The following is a 17,556-nucleotide window of genomic DNA, read 5'->3' as shown; positions in this document are numbered from 1 at the left end:
AGTCAACTGTGACCACCAGGCAGAATTCGTCGCTGGGTATTGTGTTTATTCTTGGCCTGCTGGCCATGCTGATGCCGCTCTCTATCGATATGTATCTCCCGGCGCTGCCGGTTATCGCCAGCGAGTTTGGCGTCGAGGCGGGCAGCGCCCAGATGACGCTCAGCACCTATATTCTGGGCTTTGCTATCGGCCAGCTTTTTTATGGGCCGATGGCCGACAGTCTGGGACGCAAGCCGGTTATTCTCGGCGGCACGCTGATATTCGCGGCGGCCGCCATCGCCTGCGCGCTGGCCCAGAGCATCGATCAGCTCATTTATATGCGTTTTCTGCACGGGCTTTCCGCGGCGGCGGCAAGCGTGGTGATTAACGCCCTGATGCGCGATATCTACCCGAAGGAAGAGTTCTCGCGCATGATGTCCTTCGTGATGCTGGTGACGACCATTGCCCCGCTGCTGGCACCGATGGCGGGCGGGGCGGTGCTGGTCTGGTTTAACTGGCACGTGATTTTCTGGATCCTCGCGGTGCTGGCGCTGCTCGCCTGCGCCATGATTTTCTTTCTTATCCGCGAAACGCTGCCGGTGGAGCGTCGCCAGAAGTTTCACTTTCGCACCACGCTTGGCAACTTCGCCACGCTGTTTCGCCATAAGCGCGTCCTGAGCTATATGCTGGCGAGCGGCTTCAGCTTTGCCGGCATGTTCTCGTTTTTAAGCGCCGGGCCGTTTGTCTATATCGAACTGAATCACGTTTCGCCGCAGCACTTCGGTTATTACTTCGCGCTGAATATCGTGTTTCTGTTCGTGATGACCATCATTAACAGCCGCTTTGTGCGCCGCGTGGGCGCGCTGAAAATGTTCCGCGCCGGGCTGTTTATTCAGTTTGCGATGGCCGTGTGGCTGGTGATTAGCGCGCAGTTTGATGTCGGCTTCTGGTCGCTGGTGCTGGGCGTGGCGGCGTTTGTCGGCTGTGTGTCGCTGGTGGCGTCCAACGCGATGGCGGTTATCCTGGATGAGTTTCCGCATATGGCGGGAACGGCCTCGTCGCTCGCGGGCACGTTCCGCTTCGGGATCGGGGCGATTATGGGCGCGCTGCTCTCTATGGCGACGTTCAACTCCGCCTGGCCAATGCTGCTTTCCATCTTCTTCTGCGCTACCTGTTCCATTCTTTTCTATCTCTACGCCAGCCGTCCTCGCCGACGCGCTGTCTGATCTTCTCGCGGGAGTATCACTCCCGCCTTTTAGTCACGCATTAAGTCCCTCTGGCGCGCTTTCTTGAGTCATTTTCGTTTCCTGAATGTAAAAATATATCGCGTAAAAAGTCACGGCCTTGTATTAAAAAAGGTTGTGTCGGGGCGCGTAACGGGGTACATATAGCGCCAAAATGCGAGCCAACGCACAAAATAACCGCCTCGCTGGTGAGGAAATAACCGGAGGATGCGGTGGCAATGAAACCGTTTTCTTTGTTGACACGATCACTTTTTGTCAACATGTGTTAATCTTTATGTGAATGACTTGTAAAATTTATGTTTCCGGGGACACTATCTTGAATACGCTACAACTCTCTATCGTTCATCGCTTGCCGCAGAGCTATCGGTGGCGGGCGGGTTTCGCCGGTTCAAAAGTTGAACCGATTCCGCATCAGGGCCCGGACTGCGACAACTGTCTGGTTGGCCTGCGCCTGTTAAGCCCGGACGGCGAAAAAGCCTGGCCGGTGATGCAGAAGCTCAGCCAGGCGCTGAGCGACATCTCGGTAGATTGTTCTGTTCTGGAGTGCGAAGGCGAGCCGTGCCTGTTCGTGAGCCATCAGGATGAGTTCGCGGCCACCTGTCGGCTGAAGAATTTCGGCGTGGCGATTGCCGAGCCGTTTTCCGGCCAGAATCCTTTCTGAGCCTCAGCGCAGCGTTAACAGCTCGCGCGTATAGGCCTCACGCGGGGCGGCGAAAACCGTCTGACAGTCGCCCTGCTCAATGACCTCTCCCTGACGCAATACTACCACCTGATGACACAGCGAGCGCACCACCTGCAAATCATGGCTGATAAACAGGTAAGCGAGCTGATGCTCTTGCTGTAGCTTTTTCAGCAGTGAAAGGATCTGCGCCTGTACGGTGCGATCGAGCGACGACGTCGGTTCATCCAGAATAAGCAACTCGGGTTTTAAGATCAGCGCGCGCGCGATGGCGATGCGCTGGCGCTGGCCACCGGAAAATTCGCTCGGGTAACGGTGGCGCGTTTCGGGATCGAGCCCCACTTCGCGCATCACATCAATCACCTGCGCCTCGCGCTCAACCGGGGTCAGCGCTGGCTGATGGACGCGCAGCCCTTCGGCGATAATGCTTTGTACGTCAAGACGCGGGTTGAGCGATGAGTTCGGATCCTGAAATACCACCTGAATGCGGCGGCGCAGCGGCAGCAGCGCGCGGCGGTTAAGCGTGTGCAGCGGATGCCCGTCGAAAACAATCTCGCCTTTTGAGGCGATAAGGCGCAGCAGCGCAAGCCCTGACGTACTCTTGCCCGACCCCGATTCGCCCACCAGCCCCAGGCTTTCGCCCGCATGCAACGTAAAGCTTAAATTTTTGAGCGCATGATGATAGCCCGCGACGCGCCGCAGCAGCCCGCGACGCTTCTCAAACGCCACGCTCAGCCCACGCACAGTGAGTAAAGGCACGGCAGGCTCAGGAAGCGGCACCGGAGAGCCGTCGGGTTCGGCGTTAATCAGGCGTCGGGTGTAGTCATGCGCGGGCGCGGCGAACAGCGCCGCGGCGCGGTTTTGCTCCACGCAACGCCCGTTCTGCATCACCGCCACGTTATCCGCCAGCCGTTTGACGATATTCAGGTTATGGGTGATGAACAGCAGCCCCATGTTGAGTTCGCGCTTAAGCTCCGCCAGCAGTTGCAGGATCTGTGCCTGCACCGTGACGTCCAGCGCGGTGGTCGGTTCATCGGCGATGAGCAGGGCCGGGCGGGTCAGCAGCGCCATCGCGATCATCACGCGCTGGCGTTCGCCGCCGGAAAGCTGGTGCGGGAAATCGTTCATCCGCTGCGATGCGTTGCGAATACCGACGCGCTCAAGGCAGGTGAGGATCTCAGCGCGCGCGGGCTCGCGACGCATTCCGCGGTGCAGCGACAGCACTTCATAAAGCTGTTTTTCTACGGTATGCAGCGGGTTTAAGGAAACCATTGGCTCCTGAAAAATCATCGCTATCTGGTTGCCGCGCACCGCGCGCAGTTCGCGTTCGCTGGCGTGCAGCAGCGACTGCCCCTGAAAGCGGATATCGCCCTGCGGATAAACCACCGGCGGCGACGGGAGCAGACGCAGCACGGAAAGGGCCGTGACGCTTTTTCCGGAGCCCGATTCACCCACCAGCGCCAGCGTTTCGCCCGGCTCAATAGCCAGCGACAGCGAATCCACCACCTGACGTTCAACGCCCCGCTGGCGAAACGCGATGGAAAGATTGTCGATGGAAAGCAGAGGGTGCGCCATATCAGACCGCCTTACCGGGATCGAAGGCGTCGCGAACCGCTTCGCCGATAAAAATGAGTAACGACAGTAAAATCGCCAGCGAGAAAAAGGCGGTGAGGCCAAGCCAGGGCGCTTCGAGGTTATTCTTGCCCTGCAACAGCAGTTCGCCGAGTGAGGGCGAGCCGAGCGGCAGCCCGAAGCCCAGGAAATCGAGCTCCGTCAGCACGGTAATTGAGCCGCACAGAATAAACGGCAGAAATGTCAGCGTCGCCACCATCGCATTTGGCAGCATATGACGCCAGATAATCGCGCGGTCGCTGACGCCAAGCGCCTGGGCGGCGCGGATATAGTCAAAATTGCGGGTACGTAGAAACTCGGCGCGCACTACACCTACCAGCGTCATCCAACCGAACAGCACGGTTATCAAAAGCAGCCACCAGAAGCCCGGTTGCACCACGCTTGAAAGAATAATGATCAGAAACAGCGTTGGCATGCCGGACCAGATCTCGATAAAGCGCTGGCCGAACAGATCGATTCTGCCGCCGTAGTAGCCCTGGATTGCGCCAACCGTAATGCCGATGGCGCTGGCGCAGAGCGTCAGCATTATCCCGAACAGCAAGGAGATGCGCGTGCCATACAGAATGCGCGCCAGCACATCGCCGCCGTTGGCGTCGGTGCCCAACCAGTTTTGCGCCGACGGCGGGGCAGGGAAGGGGTGATCCGACGCGAAATTAATCGCAGTGCCGCTAAAACGCACCGGCGCCCACAGCACCCAGCCTTTATCTTCCAGCCGCTGTTGCAGCCATGGGTCCTGATAATCGGCAGGCGTGGCGAGCGGCCCGCCAAAATCGCTTTCGCTGTAGTTATGGATAAGCGGGAAATACCAGCGGTCCTGATAATGCACCGCCAGCGGTTTATCGTTGGCGATAAGCTCGGCACAGAGGCTTAAGGCAAAAATTATCGCGAAAATCCACAGCGACCAGTAGCCGCGCCGGTTATGACGAAACCGCGCCCAGCGCGCCTGATTGACCGGATTGAGTCTTCTCATCCGCGCCTCTCGAAATCAATGCGTGGGTCGACAAGCGTATAAGTGATATCGCTCAGGATATTCAGCAGCAGGCCGACCAGGGTGAAAATATAGAGCGTGCCAAACATTACCGGATAATCGCGCGACACGGTGGCTTCGTAGCCCAGCAGCCCAAGGCCGTTGAGCGAGAAAATCACCTCAATCAGCACGGAACCGGTGAAAAACATGCTGATAAACGTGGCCGGGAAGCCCGCAATCACCAGCAGCATGGCGTTACGAAACACATGACGCCAGAGGATCTGCTGCTCGCCAAGCCCTTTGGCGCGGGCCGTTACCACATACTGTTTGCGGATCTCATCGAGAAACGCGTTGCGGGTGAGAATGGTGAGCGTCGCGAAACCGCCAATCACTGTCGCCAGCACCGGCAGCGTAATGTGCCAGAGATAGTCGGTAATTTTCTGATACCACGGCAGCGTGTCGAAATTAGCCGAGACCAGCCCGCGCAGCGGGAAGAGATCAAACCAGGTGCCGCCGGCGAAAACGACAATTAATAAAATGGCGAACAAAAAGGCAGGCACGGCGTAGCCGGTGATAATCGCCACGCTGCTCCAGACGTCGAAGCGGCTGCCGCTGTTCACCGCCTTGCGAATGCCGAGGGGAATCGACACCAGATAGATTATCAGCGTGCTCCACAGGCCGAGCGTGACCGAGACCGGCAGGCTGTTTTTTATCAAATCGATGACCGACGCGCTGCGAAACAGGCTGTCGCCAAAATCGAAACGCGCGTAATCCCACAGCATTTTCAGGTAGCGCTCATGTAGCGGTTTGTCGAACCCGTAACGGTGGGTGATTTCGGCGACCACTTCCGGGTCGAGCCCGCGAGCGCCGCGGTAGTGGCTTTCGTTAACGTTCATCACGCCGTTTTGCGGACGGCTGCTCTGCATCCCGCCGTTCTGAACGCCGGGGATGCCGCTGGCGCTGCCAAACTGGATAGCGGCAAGCGCCTGATCCACCGGGCCGCCGGGCGCTATCTGTACGATGAAAAAGTTAAGCGTGATGATGGCCCAGAGTGTCGGGATCAGCAGCAGTAAGCGGCGAAGCAGATAAGCGCCCATAATTCTCCTCAGCGCCGTGCTTCTGGCAGCGTGGCGGCTTTATTGACGTCATACCACCACGTATCAAAGCCAATCGTGTAGAGCGGGCTGGTGGCGGGGCGCGAGAATTTGTTCCACATCGCCACGCGATCCGCCGCGGCGTACCACATTGGGATCATGTAGTAGTTCCAGGTCAGCACGCGGTCGAGCGCGCGACCGAGTGGCAGCAGCTTCTGCTGATTGCCCTGGTTTGCGATAATCTGCGCTATCAGTTTATCCACCGCCGGGTTCTGTACGCCGGGGGTGTTCCACGAGGAGTCGATATAGTCCGAGGCCCAGCTTATCTGCAATCCGGTATCGGGCCAGGGCGACGCGCGATAGAGCGTCGGCATCATGTCGAAATCGCGTTTGCGCAGTCGGTTGGTAAGCTGCGAATTATCCACCTGACGGATGGTCATCGTAATGCCCAGCCGCGTCAGGCTGTGCTGGAAGGGTAACACCCACTGGTTATTGCCCTCCGAGCCCAGCAGCAGTACAAACGTAAACGGTTTGCCGGTTTCGCGGTTCACCAGCTTGTTATTTTTAAGCTCCCAGCCCGCGTCTTTCAGCAGCGCCAGCGCTTTGAGGAGATTCTCTCTGTCAAAGCCGTCGCCGCGCGACACCGGGGGCTCGTAGATGCGGGTAAAGACTTCAGGCGGCACCTCTTTTTTAAGCGGTGCCAGCAGGGTGAGCTCGTCGGCGTCAGGATAGTGGCGCGCCGCGTATTCGGTATTCAGAAAATAGCTGTTCGGCCGCCGCCAGGCTTTATAGAACAACACCTTATTCATCCATTCGAAATCAAAGGCGAGTGAAATCGCCTCGCGTACGCGGCGGTCGGCAAAGAAAGGCCGCTGAATGTTGAATGCCAGCCAGCGCGCGTCCTGCGCGGTGGTTTTTTCAAACTCGTCTTTGACGATATAGCCGCGGTCAAAATTACTGCCGGTATAGCGCGTCGCCCAGTTTTTCGGGCTGGTTTCCGGGCGGAAGTCATACGCGCCGGCTTTAAACGCCTCGAAAGCGACGTTGTCATCGAGATAGTAGTCGTAACGGATGGTGTCGAAATTCCAGCGGCCGCGGTTCACGGGCAGGTTAGCGGCCCAGTAATCCTTCACGCGGGAGTAGACGATATACTGCCCCATTCGCCACTGGCTGACGCGATAAGGGCCGTTCGCAAGCGGCGGTGTGGAGAGCGGATCGCTGAGCTTATGGTCGCGCCAGAACTTCTCCGGCATTACCGGCAGCGTCAGCAGACCGAGCATATTTTCTTTACCAGGCTGCCCGAGATCGATTCGCACGGTCAGTGGTGCGATGGCCTTTATCGTCGTGCCTTTGTAGTAAAGCCGGAACTGCGGCACGCCTTCGGTCATAAATTTCTGAAAGGTGTAGGCGACATCTTTTGCGGTAATGGACGAGCCGTCGTGGTTGCGCGCCTGCGGGTTTATCGTCACCTCTGCCCAGGAAAAGTCGTCCGGGTAGCGGATCATCTCGGCAATCAGCGGGTAGTAGCTGCCCGGCTCGTCGTCGGAACTGGTAAACAGTGAATCGTAGAGCGCTTCGGTGCGAACGCCGGGGTTGCCGCGCAGCGCGTAGCGGTTGAAGTTATCAAACGTGCCGATGGCGGCAAGCGTGATGCTGCCGCCTTTCGGGGCCGCCGGGTTGACGTAATCGAAATGGTTAAAGTTAACGACATATTTCGGCTCCCCGAGCACCGCCAGGGAGTAACTTTCATGAATGGTCTGCGCCTGACAAACAGCGCTGAACATCAGAACGAGCAAAACGAACGCGCGTGCAATCATTGAGGTGGTATGTCCTTCTCCGGGGCCTGAACGGGCGCGGTAACAGCATGGCTGCATAATAAGGGAGCCGCGCGCGATTGTGAAATAGCCCCGCGTTATGCGTCGGCTTCTTTCATGCTGGCAGGCAGATCGGCGGCACGCATCGGGCGACTGAAATAGTAGCCCTGTAAGAAGTTCACGCCACGCACGGTCAGCCATTTCGCCTGCTCCTGCGTCTCCACGCCCTCGGCAACTGTCGCCATATTCAGGCGTTTCGCAAGGCTGATGACGGCATCCAGTACCGGCGAGGTGATCGTTTCGGTGCCGATCGCATTCACAAACCCCCGATCGATCTTCAGGTAATCCAGTGTGAAGCGCTCAAGGTAGATAAGCGCGCTGTGGCCCGTGCCAAAGTCATCGACCGCGATTTCATAGCCTTGCTCATGCAGCCACTGAAAAAGATCCAGCGCTTCTTCCTCGCGGATCATGTCGCGCTCGGTTATCTCAAATACCAGCTGGAAATAATCCGGCGGCAGCGAGGCGCGCAACTTCTGAATATCCATTTTGAATTGCTCGGAATGAAGATGACCGGGCGCAATATTAATACCGAGCTTGGCACCAGGCGGTAGCGTCTGTTGCAGGCGTGGTACATCCTGGGCGATGAGCCTGAACAGGTGGCGGGTTAAGGGAACGATAAGTCCCTGGGCCTCGGCGAAATTAATAAACGCGTCCGGCGGTATCATGCCCGCGCTCGGGTGTTCCCAGCGCATCAGCGCCTCGACACCGCGGATCTGACGCGTGGCGGCGTCCACCACCGGCTGGTAAACCACGAAAAACTGATTGCGCTTGATGGCGCTGACGATCTCACGGCCCGATCGTGCGCGCAGCGCCAGCAGGATCACCGTCAGTGTGCCACCCAGCAGGCCAATTAATAAACCGAGCAGCAGTGCCAGATGGCGGTCTTCGGCGGGCATGGTGTCGCCATAGAGATAAAGCTTCAGCGGATAGCCCTGCACGCTTTCATTACGCAGCGGTGAGGCGGGCAGTTCATCTGGCGTCATGACCTTGCCAGAAAAAGTGGTCAGCGCCCTGTCTTTCGCTACCAGAGCCAGCCCGTTGAGATCGTTCTGGCGCGCGGTGTAGACCAGATACGGCGTGAGATTCACGTTAAGCGTAGTGACGATCCCACGGCCTTCCATCAGCGGATTGCCGAACCACATCACAATGGACGGTTTATCGGGCATCATTGGCGTGCCCGGAATAATGCTGATATCAACCGTTTTATGGGTGTCGATATCCGGAGCGAGATTGTGAAGCGGCAGGTGAAGCTTGCCGGTGGCGGAAGAGCAGTAGGCCGCGCCGTCTCTGACCAGTAAAAAAGCGCGTACGTTGAGGTTAAACGCCGCACGCGAAGTAAGCTCAGACGACACGGTGCCGCATTCCGCAAGGGTGAGCGGTTGCAGCGCGTCGGCGGAGGATTTCAGTTGTGCAAAATACGTATTGAGATAGTGATGAATATCCCGCGCCAGCAGATCGTACTGATTCTCACGCTGCTGATGCAGCCAGCCGCGGGCAGCGATTGTGATAATCAACGCCAGGGCCAGGCCTGTCGCAATACCGACCAGAATAATTTTACGGGGCGTGGACAGTGTTGATGCAAAAGGCGGACTGGATAACATCCTTTTTAGTTCCTGTGCGAGCAACTGGCGTGAAACCAGCTTAACAGAAAACCCGCCTGAGGTGAGGGGTTACAGAAGCGGCAAGAACAGAGACACAGACGAAAAAAACGCTGCATCAGCAGCGTTTTTTATTCAGTAAGGACGATCAAGGGAAATCGTCATACCGGATTAACTACGACTCAGTACGCGGCGCGCTTCGTTATAGCGCTTCTTCCAGTACGGTTCGTCCATATTGGAAATCATGACGCCACTGCGCGTGGACGCATGCACAAACTGATTGTTGCCGATGTAAATGCCGACATGACGGCCGGTAGATCCAGCGCGGAACAGCACCAGATCGCCGGAGCGCAACCGGGTACGATCGACCGGTTTGCCCATTTCCTGCTGCTCATACGTAGAGCGCGGGAGTTCTAAACCAAACTGTTCACGGAAAGTACGCTGCACAAAGCCGGAACAATCGATGCCGGTTTTAGTGCTGCCGCCGAGACGATAGCGCACGCCTTTCCAGTCAGCGTATTGATCCATAATGCGGGATTTCACATCCAGCGTACGGACCATCTGTTCGAATTCATCCTGAGAGGCTTGCAGTAACAGCCCGTCGTTTTCACCTACTGCATGCGTCTCAGAATGCATGTTTTTTGCGGTATTGGTGGAGCTACATGCTGAAAGCAAAACTGCCACAGCGACTGCGGGAATGGCCCGCATGATATATCTCAGGATTGGTTGAGATTTGACCATTATGTTTGTTTTCCCTTGAAGTCCTTAACGATAAAAATCGTTATAAAAAATGCTAAACGTGCCGAGACTAATGAGCTCTGGGGGGTAAGACAATTCCTGGTGAGCTAAATTGTGTGGTAGGCCACACTTTTTATTTGCATTACCAATAAATGCCCTTAAACCGCAAAACGCTCCTGAGATTACCTGAACAAACCCCATATGGCGAGTGGTTTTATTTATTTTTTTATAAGAAATTGTAATGCCCGGTATAGCAGTGGCAGAGAAAGGATAAGGAGTGATGAGTTGTTGTAAAAATAGACAACCTATTCATTTTTATGACGAATATATGAAAGTCTTGCGAAAGGCGTTCGGGAAGGTGTGTCTATAAAATAAACAGGGACCCTTAACGATCCCTGTTGAACATACTTTTAAAGTATTTATTAATTGTTATGAATTTGTTGTTTTTTTACCAGGCAGATGATTATTAAGCCAGGTAATTATTTTATCGCTAAGCGGCGTCAATAAAATCCACGGAAGACCAATAAAAACGATTGACAAAGAGCCAACGGCGATATCGGTAAACCAGTGCGCGCCAATCATCATGCGCGGGAGCGCGAAAACGCAGAATATCAGCAGGCCAAGCCCGAAAGCTTTAGCGCCGAAATAACGCCACATAAAACCCGCAAATATTAAAAGCATCATGCCGTGATCGCCCGGAAAACTGTCGGTCGAGGCGTCTTTGGTGGAGATCCCCACCATTTTGCCCACGCGCAGGCTGTCTTCAAAAGTCAGCGTCGGGCTCGGGCGCGACACCGGCAGCAGATGCCCAAGCTGGTTCAGCACCACCGCAGAAAGCAGCATCACAATGCCCATAATAATGATGTGGCGGCGGCCAGGCGGGGTGGCCTTGCGCCAGTACCAGAGCAGCAGCAGGCCCATCGCCAGCAGCGAGCAGCCGTCAAAGGCGCGATTATTCGTTATCGCCAGAAACCATAAAAAGCTGTGGCTGGTGGCGGCCAGCTGATTGAAAAAGTGGAAAATCCCGGCATCAAGGGTAAACCAGAATCCGGTCTGCGCCGGCGGATACCAGGAAAGAAAAAGGACGGCACCTGCCAGATTAAGCAGCAGGATCGCGGGGAAACGGGAAGTCATCATGGGCGTCTGAAGTTTCACAAAAGGGTAACGTTAAAGCGAGGTGTCTAAACGAAGCTTCAACAGAGCGGACTGAAGCGCGTTCCAGTCCGTTTCCGAAGCGGTAATCAGCTCAATGCGGCTGTCTGGCGGCGGCGCGCTCTGGGTTTCGATATGAAAATCCTGCCCCTGGCGGTTAATACGCACCAGCCCTTCAGGAATGCGCAGCACGCCTTTTACGCGCTCAGCCGGTGCCAGCCGCGCCCACTCCAGTATGCCGATAGTATCGAACACCGTATCGGCATCGAAAATCCAGCCGCAGGCGTGATGCCCCTGACCGCTGTTAAGACTACGACGCCAGCGCTGATTGCCCGGCAGGCTCAGCGCGGCAAGGCCGCTGCGTGTGGCATGTGAATGTGCATGATGCGCGCTGGCGGGCAGTTCGCGCAGGTTAAGACGCGGCTTATCAAGCAACGCCGGGTCGATTTCACCCTGGGTCGCGAACACCAGTTCCCGGTCGGCGGCATATTCGTCGCGCCAGGCGTTCAGCGCCGCAAGGCTTGCCGCATCGCTGCGATCCTGTTTATTGGCAACGATAATATCTGCCGCCGCCAGCTGGTCGCGGAAATTGTCATTGGCGACATATTTTTCATCCAGCAACTGACGCGGGTCGAGCAGGCAAAGCGTGGCGCGCAGATCAATGTAGGGTTCATATACCGCTGAGGTCAGCATATCGAGGATCTGCTTCGGATGGCCAAGTCCGGTTGGCTCAATCAGCAGGCGATCGGGTTTTCCCTGGCGCAGCAGGGTATTCAATCCAACCTGCATCGGCAGGCCGTTAACGCAGCACATGCAGCCGCCGGGGATCTCTTTTAACATCGCGCCGCTGTCGGCCATCAGCGCGCCGTCGATGCCGACTTCGCCAAATTCATTGACCAGGACGGCCCACTTTTCCGCAGGATCTTTATGGGCCAGCAGATGACGGATCGTGGTGGTTTTTCCGCTGCCAAGAAAACCGGTAATGAGACTGGTACGGGTCACGTGCGCTCCTGATAAATATCTGACGGGAATAAATCATCAGGCGACATTCTGGATAAAAATAATGGGCATGAGAAGAGAAAACGCGGACGGGCAGGCGCGCGTCCGCGTTAAAAGCATTCAGGGTTAAAAATCAGCGGCGTGCGAGCCGGGCAACCGCCTCTTTCGCGCCCAGACGGAACAGCGACTGCCAGGCGGCATTCAGCGTATGAATAAACAGCGGATGCTGCGGCAGATCTTCACCGAAGACTTCTTTGAGCGTCAGCAGCGCGCCGACGCGTTCATCTTCGCTGCTCGATTGTACCAGCGCCGCGATTTTTTCAGCGAGCGGGTCGCGTACGTCGACAGGCTGGCCGCGGTCATCTACGCCGCTGACGTAGCGCATCCAGCCCGCCACGCCAAGCGCCAGCAGCGACCATTCGCCCCCGTGCTGCAAATGCCAGCGCACCGAATCGAGCATACGCTGAGGCAGTTTCTGGCTGCCGTCCATGGCAATTTGCCAGGTGCGGTGCTTCAGCGCCGGGTTGGCAAAACGCGTAATCAGGCTGTCGGCATAGCCGGTAAGGTCAACGCCATTAATGCGCAGCGTCGGTGCCTGTTCGCGCAGCATCAACTGGCGCGCCGCGTCGCGAAAGTGTGTATCGTTCATGCAGTCGCTGATGTGCGCATAGCCCGCCAGATAACCGAGATACGCGAGAAAAGAGTGGCTGCCGTTCAGCATTCTTAATTTCATCTGCTCCCACGGCAGCACGTCATCCACCATCTGGACGCCCGCGTCCTCCCAGGCCGGGCGGCCCGCGACGAAATTATCTTCAATCACCCACTGAATGAATGGCTCACAGCTGATGGCGCACGGATCGGCAACGCCGAGAGCGTCGGCAATTTCCGCCAGCGATTCCGGCGTCGCGGCGGGTACGATGCGATCCACCATCGTGCCGGGAAACGTCACATGGTCGGCTATCCACTGCGCAAGGGCAGGATCGCGCTGATGCGCCATGCCGAGCACCGCTTCGCGCACCACATGGCCGTTATCAGGAATATTATCGCAGGAGAGCACGGTAAACGGCGCATGCCCGCGCTCGCGGCGGCGATGCAGCGCCTCAACCAGCAGACCAGGGGCAGATTGCGGCTGGTGCGGGTTTTCAAGATCGTGCGCGATGCGGCTGTTTTGCGTATCAAGCTGACCGGTCGCCGGATCGATGCAGTAGCCTTTTTCGGTAATGGTTAATGAGACGATAGCGACCTGCGGCTCGCAGAATTTCTCAATAATCGCGTCCATCCCGTCGAGCTTCGCGTTGAGGCATTCATTTACCGCGCCAATAATAATAGCCTGATTACCGTCAGCGCCTTTTTCCAGCACGGTATAAAGGTGATCCTGGGCGCGCAGCGCGCTCATCAATTCATCACCACTGAAAAGGCTTATCTCGCAGATGCCCCAGTCGCCGCCGTTCAGGTTAAGCACCCGGTCAGTCAGCAGTGCCTGATGCGCGCGGTGGAACGCGCCGAAGCCAAAATGCACGATGCGGGTTTGCAGGGCGCGGCGGTCATAAGTGGGGCGTTGGACCGAAGCAGGCAGCGTGGCGGAGGCGATATTATTCATTTCTCACATATCCTGATAACCATTATTTAACAAAATCAGTGTAAAGTTATATGACAACAAATTGAATTGGTGTGCCGTAAATATCCGGGGTTTGTGAGCTGGATCAATAGCGGACAGCATGTGGTTTGACGGCTTTAGGTAAACATGTATGGTAGTCATCATAGAGGTTAGTGATATTGGTATAACAACTTTTTAAGGAGAGGGCGATGGAACAAACCTGGCGTTGGTATGGGCCGAACGATCCGGTTTCGCTGGACGACATCAGACAGGCCGGAGCGACCGGCATCGTTACTGCGCTGCACCATATTCCCAACGGCGAAGTCTGGCCGGTGGGGGAGATCAAAAAACGTCAGGCGGAGCTGGCGCAGAAAGGCCTGACCTGGTCGGTGGTCGAAAGCATTCCGGTGCACGAAGATATCAAAACCCATACCGGCCAGTACGATCGTTACATCGCAAGCTACCAGCAGAGCATCCGCAATCTGGCGGCCTGCGGCATCGATACCGTCTGCTACAACTTCATGCCCATCCTTGACTGGACGCGTACCGATCTGGAATACACGCTGCCGGATGGCTCAAAAGCGCTGCGTTTCGATCACATCGCCTTCGCGGCCTTTGAACTGCATATCTTAAAGCGCGACGGCGCGCGTCATGATTACACCGACGATGAACAACGTCAGGCGCAGGACTATTTCAGCGCCATGAGCGAGGCGCAAATTGAGACGCTGACGCGTAATATCATCGCCGGTCTGCCGGGTGCGGAAGAGGGCTATACGCTGGATCAGTTCCGCGCCCGCCTGAGCGAATATGACCATATCGATAAGGCCGCGCTGCGCGACAACATGGCGTATTTTCTGAAAGCGATTGTCCCGGTGGCCGAAGAAGCGGGTGTGCGCCTGGCAGTCCACCCGGACGATCCGCCGCGCCCGATCCTCGGCCTGCCGCGCATTGTCTCCACTATTGAAGATATGCAGTGGCTGAAAGAGACCGTCGACAGCATTCATAATGGTTTCACCATGTGCACCGGCTCATACGGCGTGCGTGCGGATAACGACCTGGTGCGGATGGTTGAAACCTTCGCCGATCGCATTCACTTCACGCATCTGCGCTCCACCTGCCGCGAGGCGAACCCAAAAACCTTCCATGAAGCCGCGCATCTGTATGGCGACGTCGATATGGTCGCGGTGGTAAAAGCGATTCTGACCGAAGAGCAACGCCGTAAAAAAGCAGGCGATCTGCGCCCGATCCCGTTCCGTCCGGATCATGGCCACCAGATGCTTGACGATCTGCGCAAGAAAACCAACCCCGGCTATTCGGCGATTGGCCGCCTGAAAGGGCTTGCGGAAGTGCGCGGTGTGGAGCTGGCGCTGAAAAAAGTACTGTTCCCGGATTTGCTGTAACCGTCAGCGCCGCCATAAAAAAGCCCCGCACTGGCGGGGCTTTGTCTTTTCTCAGGGCGGCGATTACTCGGCGCGGCCCATATAGCGGCGCTCGGCGATATGCACGCGGATTTTCTCACCGGCGCTCAGGTATTCCGGCACCTGAATCACCACGCCGGTTGAGAGCGTGGCAGGCTTGGAGCGGGCGCTCGCGGAGGCACCTTTGATGCCCGGCGCGGTTTCGACGATTTCCAGATCCACCGTCTGCGGCAGTTCGAGCGCCAGCAGCTGGCCGTCCCAGGTCAGCACCTGCATGTCCGGCATGCCGCCTTCCGGCATAAACAGCAGCTCTTCTTCAATCTGGTCTTTGGTAAAGGTATACGGCGTATAGTCTTCTTTATCCATAAAGACATATTCGTTGCCGTCGACATAAGAGAAATCGACAAAGCGACGGGTCAGCGTAATGGTGTCCAGAATATCGTCGCCTTTAAAACGCTCTTCCACCTTCTGCCCGGTACGGACATCAGAGAAGCGCATTTTGTACAGCGTAGCCGCGCCGCGCGCGCTCGGCGACTGAATATCGATATCTTTCACAATCAGCAGTTTGCCGTTGTAATTCAGCACCATACCTTTTTTAATTTCATTCGCTCTTGGCATCGACGTGTCCTGTTAAGCTGGAATATGCAAAATATCGCGACAAGTTACTCGCGAGGCACGCGCCAGGCAAGCGGAATTACGTACATTGCGAGACGCACCGAAAAAGTCGCGCGCGGTGAGTTTTTCGACATCAGTGCTGTACCCGGCGAGGCAAAACGCTACAATGCCCGGCTTTCACGCGAGGAGCCGCCATGCCGAATTCCATCCGTCTCGTCCCGCCTGAAGAAACGGCTACCGTTTATCGTCTGATCCCGGAGTTTGCCGGACTGCATGATGCGCAGGTTATCCGCCAGCGTATCGGCGAGCGCGCCGCCTGCGCCCTGGTGGCGTATAACGGTGCAGAGCCGGTGGGCTTTACGCTCGGCTATGAATCGGCGCCAGGCTGATGCTGCTTTTCCGTAACGGTACCAGGTCATCGGGCTGGAAAAGAAGGGCGAGGTGGCAGACTACCGGCTGCTGCTTGAAAAATCACTGACCGACGCCTGAGCGTCGTCACGGAGAATGTATGGAATGTCGCCCCGACTGCGGTGCCTGCTGCACCGCACCGTCGATCTCAAGCCCGATCCCGGGCATGCCCGACGGCAAACCGGCCAATACGCCCTGCGTCCAGCTCGACGAACGCCTGCGCTGTAAGCTGTTCGGCTCGCCGCTGCGCCCGAAAGTCTGCGGCGGCCTTCAGCCTTCGAAAGAGATGTGCGGCGAAAGCCGCCACGAGGCGATGACCTTTCTTATTCACCTTGAGGCGCTGACCGCGCCTTAAACGTCCTTAATGCGCCACAAACACCAGACCGCGCCTGCGGTCATCGCCAGCGCCACATAAAACACCGCGTGGTAGTTGAGAATTTCCGCAATCACGCCCGCAAGCGATCCGGCGATGATCCAGCCCACGCGCGTGGTATTGGTGTACAGCGTGGTCGCCGCACCCGCCTGGCCTGGCATTAGATCCTGAAAATAGAGCATGCCGATACCGGCCAGAATGCCGATATAAATGGCATTCAGCAGCTGTAAAGCCAGCAGCAGCGCCGGGCTGTGCAGCGTCAGCATGCCGAGATAAAACAGCACGCCTGCCGCCACCGCGATCCGCATCAGAAAGCGTTTGCCGAATTTGCGGGCGTAGAAGCCTGCAATCAGCATCACCGGGATCTCAAGCCCGGCGGCCGCGCCCATCATCACGCCCGCCAGTTTTTCCGGCAGGCGCAGCTCGTTAATCAGATACAGCGGCATATTAATAATGTAGAGGCTGTTGGTGCCCCACATCAGCGTACACACCGAAAAGAGCAACAGCGCGTCGCGCCGGTTACGGCGCGGCGCTTCCAGCGGCGCGGCGGTCGCGAGCGGTTCTTTGCGCATCGACGGTAAAAAGCACCAGACCATCAGCGCGCACAGAACAAACGCCGCCGCGGCGCTGACATACATCACCTGAAAACCGAATCCCATCGCCAGCGCATACGCCAGCGGCGGCCCGACCACCCAGGCGAGCGACACCTGCGCGCGCAGCACCGAGCTGAACATCACCGCTTCGCGCCCGGTGCGATCGGCATGCTCGCGCGCCAGCGCGAACATCTGCGGGTTGGCGGTCGAACCAAAACTGCTCAGGAACACACCGACAAACAGCAAAATGAAATAGTTGCGGTTCCAGGCAAACAACAGGCACGCCAGCGCGCCCAGCAGGCAGCAGGCGAAAATCAGGGATTTACGGTCGCCCTTACGATCCGAGCGCCCGGCCAGAAACTGGCTGACGAAAATACCGATAATCGCGCTACCGGTAAAAAAGAAGCCGACCATCGCCGGACGCGCGTGTACCTCTTCCGTCAGAAACAGGCTCAGCGTCGGGGTTTGCAGCGCGCCCGCAATACCGGTGAGAAAAGCAACGATCAGAAACGAGGCTGATGTGAAATCGAGCGGACGCCGCGGGGCCGCGAGGGAGTCGTTTTGCATAGCGTAAGCAGTATCGGTAAAGAAGGGGC

General features: G+C 57.1%; 16 protein-coding genes. 5 read left to right on the top strand and 11 right to left on the bottom strand.

The annotated features are described in order from the left end of the window. The first annotated feature begins 8 nt into the window (after window positions 1–8). Together ACUW6V_RS04370 and ACUW6V_RS04365 are read left to right on the top strand one after the other, a co-directional pair. Window positions 9–1,205 carry a Bcr/CflA family multidrug efflux MFS transporter gene (locus ACUW6V_RS04370; RefSeq protein ID WP_007890789.1) on the top strand — a complete coding sequence of 399 codons (1,197 nt, stop codon included), beginning with the start codon at window positions 9–11 and terminating at the stop codon, window positions 1,203–1,205. Between the two features lie 334 nt (window positions 1,206–1,539). Continuing rightward, the gene (locus ACUW6V_RS04365; RefSeq protein WP_007795025.1) at window positions 1,540–1,884 is read left to right on the top strand and encodes a YejG family protein; all 345 of its coding nucleotides are present in this window, start codon (window positions 1,540–1,542) and stop codon (window positions 1,882–1,884) included. Window positions 1,885–1,887: 3 nt separating this feature from the next. Here the strand turns inward: ACUW6V_RS04365 and yejF are convergent, their stop codons facing one another. From yejF to ACUW6V_RS04320, 9 genes are all read right to left on the bottom strand, one after another. Then, window positions 1,888–3,477 carry a microcin C ABC transporter ATP-binding protein YejF gene (gene yejF / locus ACUW6V_RS04360; protein WP_454038042.1) on the bottom strand — a complete coding sequence of 530 codons (1,590 nt, stop codon included), beginning with the start codon at window positions 3,475–3,477 and terminating at the stop codon, window positions 1,888–1,890. A gap of 1 nt (window position 3,478) precedes the next feature. Next, window positions 3,479–4,504 carry a microcin C ABC transporter permease gene (locus ACUW6V_RS04355; RefSeq protein ID WP_014728476.1) on the bottom strand — a complete coding sequence of 342 codons (1,026 nt, stop codon included), beginning with the start codon at window positions 4,502–4,504 and terminating at the stop codon, window positions 3,479–3,481. Next, window positions 4,501–5,598, bottom strand: coding sequence for a microcin C ABC transporter permease YejB (locus ACUW6V_RS04350; protein WP_004387440.1), 1,098 nt, complete (start codon window positions 5,596–5,598; stop codon window positions 4,501–4,503). The genes ACUW6V_RS04355 and ACUW6V_RS04350 overlap by 4 nt, the downstream gene beginning before the upstream one ends. An 8-nt stretch (window positions 5,599–5,606) precedes the next feature. Beyond that, entirely contained in the window at window positions 5,607–7,412 is a 1,806-nt protein-coding gene (locus tag ACUW6V_RS04345) for an extracellular solute-binding protein (RefSeq protein WP_454038041.1), read from the bottom strand. Window positions 7,413–7,507: 95 nt separating this feature from the next. Next, window positions 7,508–9,070, bottom strand: coding sequence for a cyclic di-GMP phosphodiesterase (locus ACUW6V_RS04340; RefSeq protein WP_454038040.1), 1,563 nt, complete (start codon window positions 9,068–9,070; stop codon window positions 7,508–7,510). A 168-nt stretch (window positions 9,071–9,238) separates the two neighbouring features. Next, window positions 9,239–9,808 carry a bifunctional murein DD-endopeptidase/murein LD-carboxypeptidase gene (mepS, locus tag ACUW6V_RS04335; protein WP_004387441.1) on the bottom strand — a complete coding sequence of 190 codons (570 nt, stop codon included), beginning with the start codon at window positions 9,806–9,808 and terminating at the stop codon, window positions 9,239–9,241. A 426-nt stretch (window positions 9,809–10,234) separates the two neighbouring features. After that, window positions 10,235–10,942 carry a phosphatase PAP2 family protein gene (locus tag ACUW6V_RS04330; protein WP_104671328.1) on the bottom strand — a complete coding sequence of 236 codons (708 nt, stop codon included), beginning with the start codon at window positions 10,940–10,942 and terminating at the stop codon, window positions 10,235–10,237. A gap of 30 nt (window positions 10,943–10,972) precedes the next feature. After that, window positions 10,973–11,959, bottom strand: a complete 987-nt coding sequence (locus ACUW6V_RS04325) for a CobW family GTP-binding protein (protein WP_105573787.1) — start codon at window positions 11,957–11,959, stop codon at window positions 10,973–10,975. A gap of 130 nt (window positions 11,960–12,089) precedes the next feature. Then, window positions 12,090–13,556: a mannitol dehydrogenase family protein gene (locus ACUW6V_RS04320; protein WP_454038039.1), complete on the bottom strand. Its 1,467-nt coding sequence runs from the start codon at window positions 13,554–13,556 to the stop codon at window positions 12,090–12,092. 206 nt (window positions 13,557–13,762) lie between these two features. On the opposite strand from ACUW6V_RS04320, the gene uxuA reads away from it, so the two are divergent. Further along, complete coding sequence (uxuA, locus tag ACUW6V_RS04315) at window positions 13,763–14,953, top strand: mannonate dehydratase (protein ID WP_454038038.1); 1,191 nt, start codon at window positions 13,763–13,765, stop codon at window positions 14,951–14,953. Between the two features lie 63 nt (window positions 14,954–15,016). On the opposite strand, the gene yeiP is transcribed toward uxuA, so the two are convergent. After that, complete coding sequence (gene yeiP / locus ACUW6V_RS04310; RefSeq protein WP_004387446.1) at window positions 15,017–15,589, bottom strand: elongation factor P-like protein YeiP; 573 nt, start codon at window positions 15,587–15,589, stop codon at window positions 15,017–15,019. Between the two features lie 191 nt (window positions 15,590–15,780). Here yeiP and ACUW6V_RS04305 point away from each other — a divergent pair, with 191 nt between their 5' ends. Both ACUW6V_RS04305 and ACUW6V_RS04300 read left to right on the top strand, forming a co-directional pair. Continuing rightward, window positions 15,781–15,975, top strand: a complete 195-nt coding sequence (locus ACUW6V_RS04305; RefSeq protein ID WP_454038037.1) for a hypothetical protein — start codon at window positions 15,781–15,783, stop codon at window positions 15,973–15,975. Between the two features lie 119 nt (window positions 15,976–16,094). Next, window positions 16,095–16,349: a YkgJ family cysteine cluster protein gene (locus ACUW6V_RS04300; RefSeq protein WP_004387449.1), complete on the top strand. Its 255-nt coding sequence runs from the start codon at window positions 16,095–16,097 to the stop codon at window positions 16,347–16,349. Here ACUW6V_RS04300 and setB read toward each other — a convergent pair. Continuing rightward, entirely contained in the window at window positions 16,346–17,527 is a 1,182-nt protein-coding gene (setB, locus tag ACUW6V_RS04295) for a sugar efflux transporter SetB (protein ID WP_454038036.1), read from the bottom strand. The genes ACUW6V_RS04300 and setB overlap by 4 nt on opposite strands. Window positions 17,528–17,556 lie beyond the last annotated feature (29 nt).

It is taken from the genome of Cronobacter sp. 153480017-3 (genome assembly GCF_053627815.1).
This window is presented reverse-complemented; position numbering and strand designations above follow the sequence as displayed.